Source organism: Alkalihalobacillus sp. MEB130, assembly GCF_032335535.1.
Taxonomy (GTDB): domain Bacteria; phylum Bacillota; class Bacilli; order Bacillales; family Bacillaceae_D; genus Halalkalibacter.
In genome coordinates this window covers 130,542-146,411 of the sequence record NZ_JAOANA010000010.1, presented here as the reverse complement: position 1 = coordinate 146,411, position 15,870 = coordinate 130,542, and the positions used below count along the sequence as shown (strand labels likewise).

The following is a 15,870-nucleotide window of genomic DNA, read 5'->3' as shown; positions in this document are numbered from 1 at the left end:
ACCACTTCGGTACCTCTTTTTTCTCTTTTACTTCACTTCATGAACCAAAGGTCGTCCCTCTAGCCCATTAAGTAAATTCTGACAAGCTAGTCTTGCCATCTCTTCTCTCGTTTCAATGGCCGCACTTCCTATATGAGGCAGCACCGTCACATTTCTTAAAGAAAGAAGTGGGTGTGTAGATGAGATCGGTTCAGAGTCAAATACATCCAACCCTGCTGCAAAAATCTCCTCTTCTTTTAACGCATGATACAATGCTTCTTCATCTACATTCGTTCCTCTAGACGTATTAATGAAAACGGCTGTGTTCTTCATTTTGGCAAACTGTTCTTTGCCGATCATCTTGTATGTATTTTCCGTTGATGGTGCTAATAAAACGACATAGTCGGATTTCGTTAATAGCTCATCTAAATCGCAATAAGTCGCTTGAAGCTCTTGTTCCGCCTCTTGATTCCTCGACCGATTGTGATAAAGAATGTCCATCGAAAAGCCTTTAGCTCTTTTCGCAACACCTAATCCAATTCTCCCCATGCCAATAATTCCAATTGTTTTTGCATAGATTTCTTGTCCTGTTAAGAAAAACGGAGCCCAGCTTTTCCACTGGTTTTGTCGAATCACATCCATTCCTTCGACAATTCGGCGCCCTGTTGCCATCAATAGAGCAAACGTTAAATCAGCTGTTGCTTCCGTTAAGACACCTGGAGTATGGCCAACGACAATGTTCTTCCTTTTTGCAGCTGCTACGTCAATATTGTCATAACCTACAGCCATCGTGCTAATCACTTTTAACTTCTTTGCTCTTTCCAAAAGCTCTTCATTTATTTGATCAGCGACATTAGTAAATAAACCATCTGCATCTTCAATTTCTTTTAAAAGCCTCTCTCTTGGCATTGGTTCACTGCTTTTTTCCCACATAACGACATCATAACGTTCTTCTAATGGTTGGATAATGTCATTAGGCAAATGACAAGTGATCACTATTTTCATCTTGTCCTCCTTTTTGTTTACGGTTGTTAGTTTTACACTAGTCCGTTCCGTTGCGCTTCAGGCACTTGCTTTCCGCGGGGAGGTGCCGAGCCTCCACGGCTGCGCCTGTGGGGTCTCGCCCCTACCTCTTCATCCCGCAGAGTCGAGTGACTTCCGCTCCATTCCACTACGAGATAAAATGTTTCTTCTCTGCAACTACTCTTAGAAACCAGCCTTGTTTTAATGAAGATACAATTGTTGAAACGATATATCTGCTTTTTTTATTCCTAATGTTTCAAGAAACTCATACACTTCTTGAAATGTATTTACTGGATACTGAGTTTGACATATGTTAGAAGTGAGGCTCATATTTTTCAGGAATTTCTTATTCGAGGCCATTCCTTCTGTTAATTCTAGCAAAATTTGTAGAACTTCATTGTCTTTTTCAAACGTAACATGCCCATTGCTTTCATTAAAATAAACAATTAACGGTATTTGCGTATGTGGATGGACAAAATGAGCTTTATAAAGATTCATGTTTCTCCTCCTTTTTTCTGCGGTAAACTATTATATATATGTATCATTCGACAGATTTCAACGATAACCTGCTCACTTATTTTAACATGACTTTTTTGGAGGGATAAAATGAATTACGTTATTGTAACAGGCAGCTCTAAAGGACTTGGTGAAGCCATAGCCAGTCTTCTACTCGATCAAGAAAATACGACAATAATATGCATTGCGAGATCTACTAACAAGAATCTGGAGGAAAAAGCTATACTAGCGAAGACACCTTACTTTTTTTATCCATTTGATTTAGCTAATCTTACTGAAATCCAACCGCTCGTTGAACAGCTTTTTACTAACATTATGCTAGATCATGCAAATCATGTCCATCTTATAAATAATGCCGGTATTTTAGACCCAATCAAACCGATTGACCGGTCCGGCCCAGAAGAGATTATAAAAAATATCGACATTAATCTAGTAGCACCTATGATCTTAACTTCTGAGTTTCTAAAACGAACGAAAGATTTCAACGGAGAAAAGCGGATTATTAATATCTCATCTGGTGCAGGCAAACGACCGATTTTTGGTTGGAGCTGTTACGGCACATCCAAAGCGGGCTTGGACCTTTTTAGCCAAACAACCGCAATCGAGCAAGAGGAAGTTGAGTATCCTGTAAAAGTCTGTTCCTTTGGTCCAGGAATTATGGACACAAATATGCAAGAACAAATAAGAACAACCTCCAAACAAGATTTCATCCAAGTAGATACCTTCCAAAGGTATAAAAAAGAAGATCAATTACTGCCACCATCAAAAGTGGCAAACATGGTTGTCGATTTATTATATCGTGAGGACTTTCCAAACGGCGAGACAGTGAGTGTTTCCCAGTATCTTTGAGTAAAAAGTGATAAGAGGTTGCCTTATTTTGGGGAGAAAAAGTATATTTGCAAACGAATTAGAAATGCCTTGGTCCTTCATCCGCCTTATGAAGGACATTTCTTTGCTAATTCTACCCGGCTTTGGCCTTCATCGACCTTATGAAGGACATTTCTTTGCTAATTCAGCCTGGCTTGGTCCTTCATCCGCCTTTTGAAGGACATTTCTTTGCTAATTCAGCCTGGCTTTGGCCTTCCCCAGCCTTATGAAGGACATTCCTTTACTAATCCTCCCAGGGTTTCCTCCATTTTATAAGGTTGTCCCTTCGAAAAGACTGTCATGATTTTCTTTGACCATTAATACGTTTAATAACAGCTATGAAAAGGAGGTAGATATCATGTCTAATGGTCCCCTTAAAAGTCCTGGTTTAGCTGCTGTTTTGAGTGCTCTTTGGTGCGGACTTGGTCAAATTTATAATGGTCAAATCGGGAAAGGGATTGCGTTTATGATCATTCAATTTATTAACGCACTTTTAATGTTTATTATTATTGGTTTTATCACTTATCCACTTATGTGGATCTGGGGTATGGTTGATGCGTATCGGCAGGCCGAACAAATGAATATTCGCTCTACGGCAGTAGATGACTAACCTCTTGGGAGAAGGTGACTGCCATGTCACCTTCTTTGATCTTTTAAATATTTAAGCATCACATAAAATGTTTGATTTCTTACGACACTTTCTTCATTAAAAAGCTGGTGACTTCCTTCGTCCATCCTCACAATTTGGCTATTTGGGTACATAGACATGACTTTTTTCTCCCCGAAAGCAACATCAATTGTTTTATCCCTACTTCCTTGAATCATTAAAAACGAAATGTCTTCCTGTTTCTCTTCCAATTCCGCTTTTAACCAATCACCTAAGGCATAAAGCCAACTTAAGGGTAATACCTTTTCTTGCAACGGATCCAGTTTCGTAAAAGCAAGATACTCCTCGTCACTTGAATTTCTAGAATACACTCGTTTGATATTTTTAATAAAAGGCTTCGTTAAAAAAAGTCCTAAGGTAGATGTTTTCCAAAGATAAGGACGAAACAAAGGAGCAACTAAGACCATTTTTGAAAAGCGTGCTTGCTTATTTCTAACCAAATGTAGGGCAATTGCTCCACCTGTGCTATGTGCAACGAGGTAAGGTGTTTCACCGCCATGTGAAAAAAAGAAATCATATAGCCCCTTCGCCGTTTCAAAATAGTCATCAAAACTGTTCACTGACATACGCTCTCCACTAGAAAGCCCATGTCCTGGTAAATCATATACAATGACCTCATAGTGATTGTCGACAAGCTTTCGAATGGCTTTGCTTAAAGAGGCGGCATGATCTAAATATCCGTGAATCAAGAATACGGTTTTAGTATAGATGCTCGGTTTGAATTGTTGAACAAATAGGTTGTACCCGGCAACCTGTATGTAGCCATAATGATGCTCACAGTCTTTCATTTGCAAATCATAATACTCTTTATATCGCTCTATTTGATTAGACTCCACTCCAAATGGCAAGCACTCCGATCGAATCATTTCAAGTGATCGTCTAATCATTTTTCTCTCACTAACTCAGTTACACTTTCTACTTGCGCTGTCCATGGAAACATGTCAACAGGTTGAATCGACTTTACTTTGTATCCTTTTTTACATAGTCGATCTACATCTTTAGCTAATGTCGATGGGTTACAGGATACATACACCATTCGTTTTGGTTTTACTTCAATAATCGTCTGAAGTAACTTTTCGTCACACCCTGTTCTCGGTGGGTCAACAACGACAACATCAGGTTTCCACCCCTCTTTTTGCCAACGAGGAAGCAAGGTTTCTGCCTTCCCTACTTCATAACTGACATGGTGATAATCGTGGTTTTTGGCATTGTTTCTAGCGTCTACAATTGACGCTTCAATAACATCCATTCCTCGCACCTCTGCAGTATCTTTGGCCAACCATAAACCAATGGTTCCTACCCCACAATAAGCATCGACTACTTTTTCCTTACCCGTTAACTTAGCAGCCTGTTTCACTACATTGTAGAGTTTCACCGTTTGTTCTGGATTAAGTTGAAAAAAGGCACGTGCCGATAACGTAAACGATAAATCACCGAGCTTTTCTTCTATTACTTCCTCACCAGCTAAATGAACGGTCTTCTCCCCAAAAATAATGGAGGTTTTTTGGTTATTGATATTTTGGATAATCGATGTCACTTCTGGCAGGCGCTTTTTAATTTCAGCTACAATTGACTCTTTTCGTGGCAACTCTTCTTCTTTTGTCACAAGGACCACTTGTACTTGCCCCGTTTCAAACCCTACTCGAGTAACAATCGTCCGAATCGCCCCTTTATGCTTGCGCTCATTGTAGATGGAAACGTTCAAGTCTGCTAAAATTTGTTTCACAATATGAGTTACTTTATTGGTTGCTTTATGTTGAACCTTACATTGAGTGAGGTCTATTAATGTATGAGAATTCATAGCGTAAAGTCCTGCAATGACTTCGTCCCCGCGTTTGCCAACTTGAAGTTGACTCTTATTTCGATAATCCCACGGATCGTCCATTCCTATTGTATCGTGAATCATTAATTTCTCTAGATTAAGCTTTGTATGACGCTCAAACGCTTGTTTGACAATGTCTCTTTTTTCACGAAGTGTTGCAGCATAATTCATATGTTGCAATTGACAACCACCGCATTGATCAAATATAGGGCAAGGTGGCTCAATTCGTTCTTTGGACGGCTTGCGAATTTTGACTACTTTCGCTTCCGAAAACCTAGGATTTATTTTTGTCACTTCAGCCACAATTTCTTCATTAGGCAAAGCACCTGGAACAAACACAACTTGTTTTTTAAAATAGCCCACACCTTCACCATTGATTCCAAGTCGCTTAATTGTTAATGGAAACTTCTGGCCTATCTTCATATTAATTGACTTTTGGGCAGGTTTTTGGTTCATTTCATTCACTCCGTTCCTTCTTGCGTCCCCTATTATAGCATGATCCCACATTTCTTCCTAAACTTACTAGACCGAAAAAGCTACTAGATCTGCTAAAATAGACACAGAGATTTAAATAGAGGAGAGATAAATTTGTCTATACCTACAGATGTAGCTTCATTACAAATTATGGCCCATGTCTATAAGCGCGAAAGCTTACAGTCGATTTTTAACAAAACGGTTGAGAGTCTTGTTGAGCAAGTTCTTTACATTGATTGGGTTGGAATTTATATGTACGAAAATTTAGATCACAGATTAGTTGCCGCTTCTTCTTTTGAAGATGATATTAAATGGGAATGTAACGGAGAATTAAAGTTTCCTATTAAAAATTCAATGGAAGAAGAAATCGGAATGATGGTTGTTCGTAGCCGTCAACCTATTGCTTTTGATGTGACAGATGTAAGTACATTAGAAACGATTGCAGCCGCAATTGGACAGCAAAGTTTTGCTAACTAAAAAACCATGATTGGATCAGTCACCTTTTTATATGACTGATCCTTTTAATGTTTTATTAATTAGTTCTTTCTATGGCAATTGCCAGTCTGACATTTGTTTTTCAAACATGAGGTCATCTAAACTTTTGAATTCATACCCCAGTTCTCTCGCATCATCAATCACGCGAGGTAATGCTTCGGCATTGTCACTCGAAACGGAGTGAATTAACATAATAGCGCCCGGATGGATTCGTTTCATAATCTGATTATAGGCGTAGTCTCCACCCTTTTGTTTATCAACTTCCCAATCTTTATAGGCCATTGACCAAAATACATTCGTATAGCCTAGTTTCTCAGAAAGCACTAACGACCGTTCACTAAACTGCCCTCTAGGAGGACGTAAATAATTCATTTCCTTAACACCTGTAATTTCTGTAAAACGCTCTTTTACTTTGTTTAGCTCATTGGTCAGGCGACCATCTCCTACTTCCGGAAGACTTGGATGATGCCAGGAATGATTTCCGACAATATGCCCTTCATCCACCATTCGTTTGATTAAGTCCTCTGCGTCATTTAAATAATGCCCAGTTACAAAGAAAGCTGCTGGAACTTCTTTCTCTTTCAGTACATCCAGAACTGTTTCGGTATATCCATTCTCATATCCGTTATCAAAGGTCAGATACAGTTCCTTTTTCGATGTGTTTCCAATAAAAAATCCATTCGTTTTTTCTAACATCTCAAGATAATGAGGCTCTGTTGTTACTGGTTTGTTGTCCTTCTCAGGCTTATAGTTCCAATTATGAACGGTATTGCTGTAAGCAGAAGCAAAGGTGTTTCCGCATCCAAATAGTATGGCAAAAATGAGTGTTGCTAGAACTGTTGTTTTCTTAAGCATCAAGTATCATTCTCCCTCATTTTTTTGTTAGTTTATCACTGAAGAAGTCCTTTATGTATGATTACCTATTGACGATAAAAAATGTATAATTATTGTTAAATTGCTGTTTATCGTTTTTTGGGGATAAGTAGAAGTAGCTTGTTCGTTCCATTGCGCTCCAGCCACTCGCACCCGCAAGGAGGTGGCGAGCCTCCTCGGCTGCGCCTGTGGGGTCTCGCCCCTACCTCTATTTCCCGCAGGAGTCGAGTGCCTTCCGCTCCATTTCACTTTGAGGAAAAACGATATATTTTATAGCAACAATTCTTACGAAACGAACCTTCAAAAAAAAGAAGCCTTAGAAAATGGAGTATTCCCTTCTAAGGCTTCTTTATGTTAAAGATTATTTAAATACAGGCTCTTTAAATTGTGCTAATTTTTCAAGTGATGATTGATCTACATCTGCATGTAGGCTATTTCCGTGAGAATCCATTGTGACGATTGCGGCAAATCCTTCTACTTCAAGGTGCCACATTGCCTCTGGAATTCCGAATTCCATTAAGTCTACTCCTTTTACTTTCTTAATACAGTCAGCATAATATTGCGCTGCTCCTCCGATGGCGTTCAAGTAGACACCACCATGCTCTCCTAGAGCTTTTAGCGTTTTTGGACCCATTCCACCTTTACCGATGACAGCGCGAATTCCGAACTTTTTCATAATATCCCCTTGGTACGGTTCTTCACGAATGCTTGTCGTTGGACCTGCGGCTTTTACATGCCATTCTCCTTGATCGTCCTTCATCATAACAGGACCACAGTGATAAATCACTTGACCATTTAAATCAATTGGCGCATCATGATCCATTAAATGATGGTGAATTGCGTCACGACCTGTATGCATCATTCCATTAAGGATGACGACATCTCCGACCTTAAGCTCACGAATTTGCTCTTCCGTAATAGGAGCTTCTAACACGACTTCACGTACATCACTCGTGCTTTCTTCTGTTGCGGCTACTTCTTGTTCGATTTTCGTAAGGTCTACTTTTTCCCCGTCTTTATAAAGCCACTCTTGGATGTCACCCGTTTCTTGATCTAAAATGACACCTAAACGGCGATAAGCCCAGCAGTTATAAGCAACAGAAACAAAGAAACTAGCTGGCAAACGATTCATTGCTCCGACTTTACAGCCAAGTAATGTCGCTTCTCCACCAAATCCCATCGTTCCGATTCCTAATTTATTGGCATTTTCCAAAACATAATCTTCAAGTTTTTTCAGATCTTCATTTTCATTCACATCATCAACTGTACGGAAAAGTTGCTCTTTAGCTAAAGAGTAACTTGTTGTACGGTCTCCACCGATTCCTACTCCGATAAAACCGGCGCTACAGCCTTGTCCTTGAGCTTGATAGACAGAGTGCATAATACATTTGCGAATTCCATCTAAATCACGCCCAGCACGGCCTAGACCTTCTAGTTCTGTTGGCAAACTGTACTGTATATTCTTATTCTCACAGCCACCACCTTTTAATATTAAGCGTACATCGATTACATCTTTTTCCCATTGTTCAAAATGAATAACCGGTGTTCCTTCACCAAGGTTATTTCCTGAGTTCTTCCCTGTTAATGAATCAACAGAGTTTGGTCGTAGTTTTGTATCTTTCGTTGCTCTTTCTACTGCAGCATAAATAGCTTTCTTCATTTTAATTTGGTTGACACCAACCGGAACTTTCACTTCGAAAGTAGGCATTCCTGTATCTTGGCAAATAGGAGAAACTTTTTCGTCTGCCATTCCGATATTTTCTGTGATTGTCGATAGTGATAATGCTGCACGCGTTCCCGCATTTTCTCGAGCTTTAGCCGTAGCAATAGCTCGGCGTACATCATTTGGTAGATTTGTAGATGTTTCAACGATTAGTTGATACATGCTTTCTTCAAATTTCTTCATATCATCCATCTCCCTTTTTATACAAAACTCTATCCCATTACTATTATAATGCTAGTCCAAAAATTCCGAAAGTCTTAAGTGAAAGCGCGTCCAAATATAGAGGGAATTTAGGAACGATCGCACAAGAAAAAGGTTACTGAAATCTTTTTTTCAGCAACCTCTTTTCTATAGCAATCCCTTCTGTGTAAAGCCGTTCACTACTGATTCTAAATGTGTTGTCTTGTTCGTATAATGAATAATTGGTTTATTTGTTTTAGGAGACCACTCAATATGAGTAATGCTCGTATTGTTAATTTGGAATGGGCGATGAAACGTATGCCACTTCTCTCCTATCATGATATACATGAGAAAAATACTAATAAACCCACCATGAGAGACAATTCCAACATGATCATCTTTGTGAGCAAGCAGCATTTGATCAATCACGTGCTTACAACGTGCGGACAGCTGTTCCACCGTTTCAGTCCCCTCCACACCTGATGTTAAAATTGATGCTTCTTTTGTGACCGGATATCTCTCATAAATCTGTGGACGCGTTAATCCTTGAAGAGGTCCTAAATGTACTTCACGGACTTTCTCCCACTTATGAACTGTACGTTTTGTTACAGAACCAATAGCTTTAGCTGTTTCGTACGCTCTCATTAAATCACTGCTATAAAGATAATCGAGTCGAATATCTTTAAAATAATTGGCAACCAGACTCATTTGTTCTTGTCCTAATTCAGATAGTGGATAATCTTCCCACCCTTGAATTTTCCCACTTACATTTCCTTCTGATTCACCATGTCGGATCAGATATAAATTCATCGTCGAAGCTCCTTACTCTGACCAATCATGCCTAAATTGTTTACATTTTGTTTCAATATCATCTAGCATCGCAAGCAAGCGATCGATATCCTCAACTCCAGCTTCTTCTGGATCGATCGTATCTAGCACCGTCATGACCATATCAAGTCTGTTTTGCAAATAATTCATTTGTTCTTTCTTATCATGTATAGCTCCGCCCAATTATGTTCGCTCCTTTTTCTTTTAACAACTCATATTTTTGATGTGTAAAGTGTAACAGATTCTTCTCTCCATCACAATGTAGCAACAATATCTCCAAGTTGTTCTTTTGAATCCTTCGTTTTTACGTTATGATAAATGAAGTAATGATGATAAAGGAGTACGATCTCTGTGATTGACATTTTCCCAAAAATAACTCCTTCTCATGATCCATGGGAAGCTTATGAAGATATAAAAGAATTCGGAAAACTAACACTAACAAATATTGAATTTACGACAACCACTTTATGTAACATGCGTTGTGAGCACTGCGCTGTCGGATATACACTTAATTCAAAAGACCCTGACCCACTACCGATTGATTTGCTAATCAAACGATTAGATGAGATTCCCACTTTGCGTGCTTTCAGTATTACCGGTGGAGAACCAATGCTCTCAAAGAAATCAGTTGATCAATACGTTGTTCCGCTTTTGAAATATGCACATGAAAGAGGAATCCGAACTCAAATCAATTCGAACTTAACTCTTGACTTAAAACGGTACGAAAAAATCATTCCATATATAGATGTTATCCATATTTCTCATAATTATGGTAGCGTTGATGATTTTGCAGAAATTGGCTTTGCTGTGATGGACCGCAAACCAAGTCTTGAACAAAGAGAAAAACTATTTTATCAAATGGTAGAAAACGCAAAAGCTTTAACGAGCCAAGGAGTGATCGTTTCTGCAGAAACGATGCTGAATAAGCGTACTCTTCCCCATCTTGAAAGCATTCATAAACAAATTGTTGAGATGGGCTGTCAACGGCACGAGATTCACCCAATGTACCCAAGCGATTTCGCGAGCCAACTAGAAGTGGCCTCGCTTGCTGAAATTCGTGAAGGCATTCATCGCCTTTTAGATTGCAGGAATGAAGAGACGTGGATGCTTTTTGGTACGTTGCCTTTTTACCCATGTAGTCAAAATGAGGCCGACTTAGCATTACAAAAGCGCCTCTATTCCGCTAAAAACGTTACCGTTCGCAATGACCCAGATGGTCGATCTCGATTAAATGTGAACATCTTTGACGGGAATATCATTGTAACTGACTTTGGTGATACGCCACCATTAGGCAATATTCAAACGACCACATTGCAAAAAGCTTATTCTACATGGATGGAAAGTGACTTAGCTAAATCGCTAAACTGTCATTGCCCATCTGTAAAATGCCTCGGTCCAAATGTTCTTGTAAAAGAGGCTTATTATCAAGATGTTGATTTCACGAAACGGAAATCCAACCTGTAATAACGAAATAGAGGTTGTCTCCTACCCATTGTGCTTGGAGACAACCTCTGATTTTATTTAGGCTGATTTGCCGCTACAAATGTAAAAGAAAGATGGTCTTGAATTGGAATCCACGCTCCAATTCCTTGTTGTGTTACATTTTTCACTTCTAACTTACGTTTGCCACCCTTGAATGTTAAATACACTTCACCATATGTTACTTTCCCTTTTTCATTCGCAGCAGGGACATAACTGTGTAAGTAGCCTACTTGCTTTGGAGCAACATTATACGTGTTATTTTTTCTCGTACCTTGTCCGATTACCGTTTCAAAAGATAAAGGCAAACTCGTATGCTCTGTCGCTTTGATCATCATCATCTTTTTAACTGCTTCACTATTTGGAATCTTTGCCGTTAAACCACCATTTACCTTCTTTTGTTGTTCCTGATTATACGTTAATTTCTGAGGTGAACGTCCTCCACGATTATCCGCATAATTCGTATTCACTTTTTGATACTCCCAATTCACCTCTGTACCATCCGATTCATAGGCAAGTGGCCATTCACCTAAATAAATAGAAGCACGGAAGCCTAATGCTAATTTTGAATCATTAATCGTAGACTCATTTAAGATACGGATTAAGTCTGGATTTTCAATTGGAACATCTGCTGAATCTAATAATTCCTTCGCTAACGTACTTGGCTGTAAATAAGGTAAGTCTTGTGTTGGATTCGTATACGTATTTTCCTTTGAAATTTTCACAACAGAATCAGGTATTTTAAACCCTTTTTCTTCTTCTTTTTTTCCCTCGCCCTCTGCAAACACATTCCCAGATGCAGCTAACAATAAGATCGCAAAAAGCGCGACTACTACTCGTTTCATCTTTATACCTCCTCATTCAATTAGAGACATTGTTTTTTTATAGTGTGATCTTAAAGACAAATATTATCCATCACTACCGTTACCTTTCTTTTTTTGGTAACGTTAAAGACAAAGGGAAAAGTTGCTGAGTTCACCCAATCTTTACCCTATAAAATATAAACTTCGGAGGCAACCATGAACCATGTACATATTTTATTTATAGGAGCAGGTCGGATGGCAGAAGCCATTTTTGCCGGTTTGCTACAAGCAAATCCAGAAATGAAGATTACAATCTCGAATCAAAAAGACAAAAGTAGATTAAACAAATTACAGAAATCTTATTCAATTCATACAACGAAAAATTGGAGAAATACCGTTAAAGAAGTAGATGTCATCTTACTAGCATGCCCTCCATCTGAGCATCCTAGCGTCTTAGAGGAATTATCTCCACTTTTACATGAAGGTCAGTTTGTCATGACTGTAGCTGCCGGGATCGGTCCATCCACTTTAGAGGCAGCTTTACCAGATGGAACTCCGACAGCATGGTTAATGCCAAACACATCCGCCGATGTTGGAAAGTCTATGTCCATTTATTGCTTTGGCCAACATGTGAATGAACAACACAAAGCGCTATTTACAACCATTGTCTCAGCCATCGGTCCCTCAGAAGAGCTTTCTGAAGAGCAAGTTCATCATCTAACGGCAATAACAGGAAGTGCTCCCGCCTTCTTATATTCCTTTGCTGAAGCACTTGAACAAACAGCCACTTCTTACGGTATTAGTGCAGAGCAAGCACGAAAGTTGGTTCTCGAGATGATTATCGGAAGTGCAGCCATGTTAGACAAACATAGAGATCCACAAAAATTGCGCGAACAAGTTACCTCACCTGGAGGCGCCACTGCTGCAGGACTAACCTCTTTGGAGAAAGATGATTTTTCGAACTCCATTAAAAGAGCAATCCAAGCAACAAACCAACGCGCAAAAGAACTCGGTTCTAACTAAAGATGCTTCGCAAGAGGGGCTTTTATTGATATTCAATACCGGCCTTAGTGGAATGAAGCGGAAGGTACTTGACTCCTGTAGGAAATAGAGGAAAAGCCAAGACACCACCGACGAACGTCGTGGGGGCTTGGCTTCCTCCCCACGGAAAGCAAGTACCCAAAGCGCATGAAACGGACCCGATAAGGAAGATAACAAAAAAGTCTGGCTTAGATATACCTAAAGGCTACCTAAGTCAGACTTTTTGATCCTTAATGAGCACCTTTCCAATTGAGCTTTCTTTCAACTCGTGGAAAAAACCATTGAATAAGAGGACCAATTGAAAAAGTAACAATTAACGTTCCAACCCCAATAGGACCTCCTACCAAGAAAGCAGCTACAAGAGCTGTCACCTCTGTTATCGTTTTTGCTACCATTAGCTTTACTTTAAACAAGTCCCTTACCGCAAACATAAACCCGTCAATAGGGATAATAGCAAACTCTGCTTGTAAATAAACGGATGCTCCACAAGCAATAATTACGACACCCCCTAATAAAATTAGGAGTTGAATCCAAAACCCATTGAACACTATATTAGGGAAAACAATTAGAAGCCAAAAATCAATAAAATATCCTATTAGGAAGATGGTTAGTAGCGAAACGATAACCGGACGTGATTTCGTTAATATGGCATTAATGATAATAAGGATAATTCCAACAAAGATTACCCAATTACCAACTGTAAAAGGAGTTTGATGAGCCAAGCCCACATTTAAGGCATCCCAAGGACCTGCCCCCAGCCCTGCTAAGATTGTTAAAGTTACGCCAAAAGAAACAATCATCAATCCCACAATATAACTAAAAGCTCTAATAAGAAACGTTCTCATATTTTTCTCCACTCTTCTTTCTTACCTTTAAGATTCTTGTTTATCTGATTTTTTCCCAGTACTTTCCCCAATTTCCTCACTTATATTTCGCCAATTTCCGAGGAAATAGTATCCGCCTGCAATAACGCTACTTATTATAAAACTGATACCCATCCCTAGAGCTATTCCACTTTCTCCAAGCCAAGCTGAGAAAATAGCGGTTAATGGATACCGTAATATCCAAAACGAGATAATGTTCAAAATTAAAACAGGAAACATGGCTCCAGCTGCTCTCGCTATTCCATTCAAAACAAAGTTCACACCTAAAAATGGGTAAAAGAAGGCAATCGTTCTAATATACATTGTTCCAAACTCAACGGTTTCCTCATCTTGAACAAACATTCGTATAAAGAACTCTGCCCCAACAAAGACAATCGTGCTTATGACCAAGGAAACCATCACGATGAGAAATAACCCTTGCTTTGCTATTTCATTTACTCGTCCCCATAGCTTAGCCCCGATATTTTGCCCGGCCATACTATTCACTGCCGACCCTAATGTAAGTGCCGGAAGCATTATTAAGCTATCTAATCTTTGTGCCGCACCAAATCCAGCAACGGCCCCTTCACCAAAACTAGTCACAACTGTCATAATGGCTAATATCCCTCCTGAAATAGCCATCATGGACAATCCAGCTGGGAGACCCATTTTGAGCAAAACAAGAAAGTACCTCTTCTCAGGGAGTTTTGGAATTTGAAAAGGAACTCCAGCTTTATTTATGGAGAACCATAGTCCATATACAAATGCTGTTCCTTGTGAAATGATCGTGGCATACGCCGCTCCTTCAATCCCCCATTTAAATACGTAGATAAATAGTGGGTCAAGTAACGTATTTAACAAGACTGCTATGACGATAAAGCGGATAGGCGATACGCTGTCACCTAACGCTCTCAAAACGGTTCCGATAAAGTTATAACCAAATAAAAATAAAATCCCAATGAAATTAATTTGTAAATAAGATTGCGCCAAAGGAAGGATATCATCAGGAGTTCCCATAAATCGTAAAACGGTCCCAGAAAATATAAATCCAAGTAAACCTAGCAAGAGGGCTAACGTTCCTAATACAAAAACAAATGCATTTAATGAGTCTTTCAACCCCTCTTCGTCATTCGCTCCTTTTCTTTGACTAATGACCGTTAATGTTGCACTATTGATCCCTATAATAAAAGAAAGAGTCGTAAAAACAACTGTTGCAGAAATTGTAATTGCTCCTAATGCACTAGGGCCTAATAAGTTCCCTACCCACAAAGAATCAATAAATTGATACGACGCTTGTAATAAATTTGTTAAAAAGATAGGCCAAGAAAATAAGATCATTTTCTTCATAATAGGCCCATTTGTAAAATCCATTTGCTTGGACTGTGACATAAAAATCCCCTTCTTCTTTATAAGAAAGAAACACCACCTATGTCGATATGGCAGGATCGGCCTCTATTTTTGTCATGCTTCTTAATTATAGTAAACAAAGCTACTTTAGCAAGAATTATTGTAAGTGAATTTTTCTGGATAATAGTGAAATAGAATGGCAAATACTTGACTCCTTCGGGCAAAAGAGGAAAAAGCAAGCCACCACAGATGAAACGTCGTGGTGGCTTGCCATCCTCCCCGCGGAAAGCAAGTGCCTAAAATGGCAATGGAACGGTCCCGATCAGGGCGAAGAAAAGAAAAAACCACACAGGATAGGAAACCAGCCCTTTCTATGAGCCGAATTCTCATGCAGGCGCCTTCGCTTCTCGGAGTATGGTTCCTATTGCTATTTCATAACGACCTGACTCTAGTTCGCACTTTGATTCATACATTCATATGTCTCAGTGATTCGTATTGAATCTTTAACCGACTGATAGATCGGACAATTTTTTCGCGTTAACTCAAATATTTTTCCTAACTTTTCATCTGATGCATCTACGTCAAAAAGAGTAAAATGCAAATGAATATCTGTTACCTCATTCGCTCCAGCTTCATTTCTTTTTACGTCCGCTTTAATACGTATGTCTTTATAAGAAAGACGTTTCTTTTCTAGTATTTTTCTAAGTACTCCTCCACTACAAACAGCTACAGAAGATACAAGTAGTTGATACGGACGGAATCCGTAGTCAGCATTTCCTGACACCTCTAACTGTCCAAATTCAAGGTCTGTTACAAAGCTATTCTCCATCATTTTATATTCCATTAAAAAACGCCTCCTTCATCTTAAGATAGTGAGTGTCATTATCTTA

General features: G+C 39.2%; 17 protein-coding genes. 5 read left to right on the top strand and 12 right to left on the bottom strand.

Going from position 1 to position 15,870, the window contains the following annotated elements:
• Positions 1–27 precede the first annotated feature (27 nt).
• On the bottom strand, positions 28–984 hold the full coding sequence (locus N0O92_RS12040; RefSeq protein WP_315614908.1) for a 2-hydroxyacid dehydrogenase: 957 nt from the start codon (positions 982–984) through the stop codon (positions 28–30).
• Between the two features lie 219 nt (positions 985–1,203).
• A complete protein-coding gene (locus N0O92_RS12035; protein WP_315614907.1) occupies positions 1,204–1,500 on the bottom strand; it encodes a hypothetical protein in 297 nt (98 codons plus the stop codon).
• Positions 1,501–1,608: 108 nt separating this feature from the next.
• Between N0O92_RS12035 and N0O92_RS12030 the strand changes: the two genes are divergently transcribed.
• Both N0O92_RS12030 and N0O92_RS12025 read left to right on the top strand, forming a co-directional pair.
• Complete coding sequence (locus tag N0O92_RS12030) at positions 1,609–2,367, top strand: (S)-benzoin forming benzil reductase (RefSeq protein ID WP_315614906.1); 759 nt, start codon at positions 1,609–1,611, stop codon at positions 2,365–2,367.
• Positions 2,368–2,743: 376 nt separating this feature from the next.
• Positions 2,744–2,995: a hypothetical protein gene (locus tag N0O92_RS12025; RefSeq protein WP_315614905.1), complete on the top strand. Its 252-nt coding sequence runs from the start codon at positions 2,744–2,746 to the stop codon at positions 2,993–2,995.
• 26 nt (positions 2,996–3,021) lie between these two features.
• On the opposite strand, the gene N0O92_RS12020 is transcribed toward N0O92_RS12025, so the two are convergent.
• Entirely contained in the window at positions 3,022–3,939 is a 918-nt protein-coding gene (locus N0O92_RS12020) for an alpha/beta hydrolase (protein WP_315614904.1), read from the bottom strand.
• The gene (gene rlmD / locus N0O92_RS12015; RefSeq protein WP_315614903.1) at positions 3,936–5,330 is read right to left on the bottom strand and encodes a 23S rRNA (uracil(1939)-C(5))-methyltransferase RlmD; all 1,395 of its coding nucleotides are present in this window, start codon (positions 5,328–5,330) and stop codon (positions 3,936–3,938) included. The genes N0O92_RS12020 and rlmD overlap by 4 nt, the downstream gene beginning before the upstream one ends.
• Positions 5,331–5,462: 132 nt before the next feature.
• Here rlmD and N0O92_RS12010 point away from each other — a divergent pair, with 132 nt between their 5' ends.
• Positions 5,463–5,825: a GAF domain-containing protein gene (locus tag N0O92_RS12010; RefSeq protein WP_315614902.1), complete on the top strand. Its 363-nt coding sequence runs from the start codon at positions 5,463–5,465 to the stop codon at positions 5,823–5,825.
• Positions 5,826–5,894: 69 nt separating this feature from the next.
• Here the strand turns inward: N0O92_RS12010 and pdaA are convergent, their stop codons facing one another.
• From pdaA to N0O92_RS11990, 4 genes are all read right to left on the bottom strand, one after another.
• A complete protein-coding gene (pdaA, locus tag N0O92_RS12005; RefSeq protein ID WP_315614901.1) occupies positions 5,895–6,698 on the bottom strand; it encodes a delta-lactam-biosynthetic de-N-acetylase in 804 nt (267 codons plus the stop codon).
• 379 nt (positions 6,699–7,077) lie between these two features.
• A complete protein-coding gene (locus tag N0O92_RS12000) occupies positions 7,078–8,622 on the bottom strand; it encodes a fumarate hydratase (protein WP_315614900.1) in 1,545 nt (514 codons plus the stop codon).
• Between the two features lie 165 nt (positions 8,623–8,787).
• Positions 8,788–9,429: a histidine phosphatase family protein gene (locus N0O92_RS11995; RefSeq protein WP_315614899.1), complete on the bottom strand. Its 642-nt coding sequence runs from the start codon at positions 9,427–9,429 to the stop codon at positions 8,788–8,790.
• Between the two features lie 12 nt (positions 9,430–9,441).
• Positions 9,442–9,630: an SE1561 family protein gene (locus tag N0O92_RS11990; protein ID WP_315614898.1), complete on the bottom strand. Its 189-nt coding sequence runs from the start codon at positions 9,628–9,630 to the stop codon at positions 9,442–9,444.
• A gap of 168 nt (positions 9,631–9,798) precedes the next feature.
• On the opposite strand from N0O92_RS11990, the gene yfkAB reads away from it, so the two are divergent.
• Positions 9,799–10,911, top strand: coding sequence for a radical SAM/CxCxxxxC motif protein YfkAB (gene yfkAB, locus N0O92_RS11985; RefSeq protein ID WP_315614897.1), 1,113 nt, complete (start codon positions 9,799–9,801; stop codon positions 10,909–10,911).
• A 53-nt stretch (positions 10,912–10,964) separates the two neighbouring features.
• Here yfkAB and N0O92_RS11980 read toward each other — a convergent pair whose 3' ends face one another.
• Positions 10,965–11,771 (bottom strand): YfkD famly protein, encoded by an 807-nt coding sequence (locus tag N0O92_RS11980; RefSeq protein ID WP_315614896.1) that lies wholly within the window; start codon positions 11,769–11,771, stop codon positions 10,965–10,967.
• Between the two features lie 174 nt (positions 11,772–11,945).
• On the opposite strand from N0O92_RS11980, the gene proC reads away from it, so the two are divergent.
• A complete protein-coding gene (gene proC / locus N0O92_RS11975) occupies positions 11,946–12,752 on the top strand; it encodes a pyrroline-5-carboxylate reductase (protein WP_315614895.1) in 807 nt (268 codons plus the stop codon).
• Positions 12,753–13,000: 248 nt separating this feature from the next.
• Here the strand turns inward: proC and N0O92_RS11970 are convergent, their stop codons facing one another.
• The 3 genes from N0O92_RS11970 to N0O92_RS11960 form a co-directional block, all read right to left on the bottom strand.
• Positions 13,001–13,615, bottom strand: coding sequence for a YczE/YyaS/YitT family protein (locus tag N0O92_RS11970; RefSeq protein WP_315614894.1), 615 nt, complete (start codon positions 13,613–13,615; stop codon positions 13,001–13,003).
• A 27-nt stretch (positions 13,616–13,642) separates the two neighbouring features.
• Positions 13,643–15,022 carry an MATE family efflux transporter gene (locus tag N0O92_RS11965; RefSeq protein ID WP_315614893.1) on the bottom strand — a complete coding sequence of 460 codons (1,380 nt, stop codon included), beginning with the start codon at positions 15,020–15,022 and terminating at the stop codon, positions 13,643–13,645.
• Between the two features lie 406 nt (positions 15,023–15,428).
• Positions 15,429–15,824 carry an OsmC family protein gene (locus N0O92_RS11960; protein WP_315614892.1) on the bottom strand — a complete coding sequence of 132 codons (396 nt, stop codon included), beginning with the start codon at positions 15,822–15,824 and terminating at the stop codon, positions 15,429–15,431.
• Positions 15,825–15,870 lie beyond the last annotated feature (46 nt).

What these genes read in the sequence shown, in the direction of transcription:
- pdaA (WP_315614901.1), bottom strand. Translation starts at nt 6,698, where the DNA reads ATGCTTAAGAAAACAACAGTTCTAGCAACACTCATTTTTGCCATACTA.
- rlmD (WP_315614903.1), bottom strand. Translation starts at nt 5,330, where the DNA reads ATGAACCAAAAACCTGCCCAAAAGTCAATTAATATGAAGATAGGCCAG.
- N0O92_RS11980 (WP_315614896.1), bottom strand. Translation starts at nt 11,771, where the DNA reads ATGAAACGAGTAGTAGTCGCGCTTTTTGCGATCTTATTGTTAGCTGCA.
- N0O92_RS12035 (WP_315614907.1), bottom strand. Translation starts at nt 1,500, where the DNA reads ATGAATCTTTATAAAGCTCATTTTGTCCATCCACATACGCAAATACCG.
- N0O92_RS12020 (WP_315614904.1), bottom strand. Translation starts at nt 3,939, where the DNA reads ATGATTAGACGATCACTTGAAATGATTCGATCGGAGTGCTTGCCATTT.
- proC (WP_315614895.1), top strand. Translation starts at nt 11,946, where the DNA reads ATGAACCATGTACATATTTTATTTATAGGAGCAGGTCGGATGGCAGAA.
- N0O92_RS12000 (WP_315614900.1), bottom strand. Translation starts at nt 8,622, where the DNA reads ATGAAGAAATTTGAAGAAAGCATGTATCAACTAATCGTTGAAACATCT.
- N0O92_RS12030 (WP_315614906.1), top strand. Translation starts at nt 1,609, where the DNA reads ATGAATTACGTTATTGTAACAGGCAGCTCTAAAGGACTTGGTGAAGCC.
- N0O92_RS12040 (WP_315614908.1), bottom strand. Translation starts at nt 984, where the DNA reads ATGAAAATAGTGATCACTTGTCATTTGCCTAATGACATTATCCAACCA.
- N0O92_RS11965 (WP_315614893.1), bottom strand. Translation starts at nt 15,022, where the DNA reads ATGTCACAGTCCAAGCAAATGGATTTTACAAATGGGCCTATTATGAAG.
- N0O92_RS12025 (WP_315614905.1), top strand. Translation starts at nt 2,744, where the DNA reads ATGTCTAATGGTCCCCTTAAAAGTCCTGGTTTAGCTGCTGTTTTGAGT.
- N0O92_RS11995 (WP_315614899.1), bottom strand. Translation starts at nt 9,429, where the DNA reads ATGAATTTATATCTGATCCGACATGGTGAATCAGAAGGAAATGTAAGT.
- N0O92_RS11960 (WP_315614892.1), bottom strand. Translation starts at nt 15,824, where the DNA reads ATGGAATATAAAATGATGGAGAATAGCTTTGTAACAGACCTTGAATTT.
- N0O92_RS11970 (WP_315614894.1), bottom strand. Translation starts at nt 13,615, where the DNA reads ATGAGAACGTTTCTTATTAGAGCTTTTAGTTATATTGTGGGATTGATG.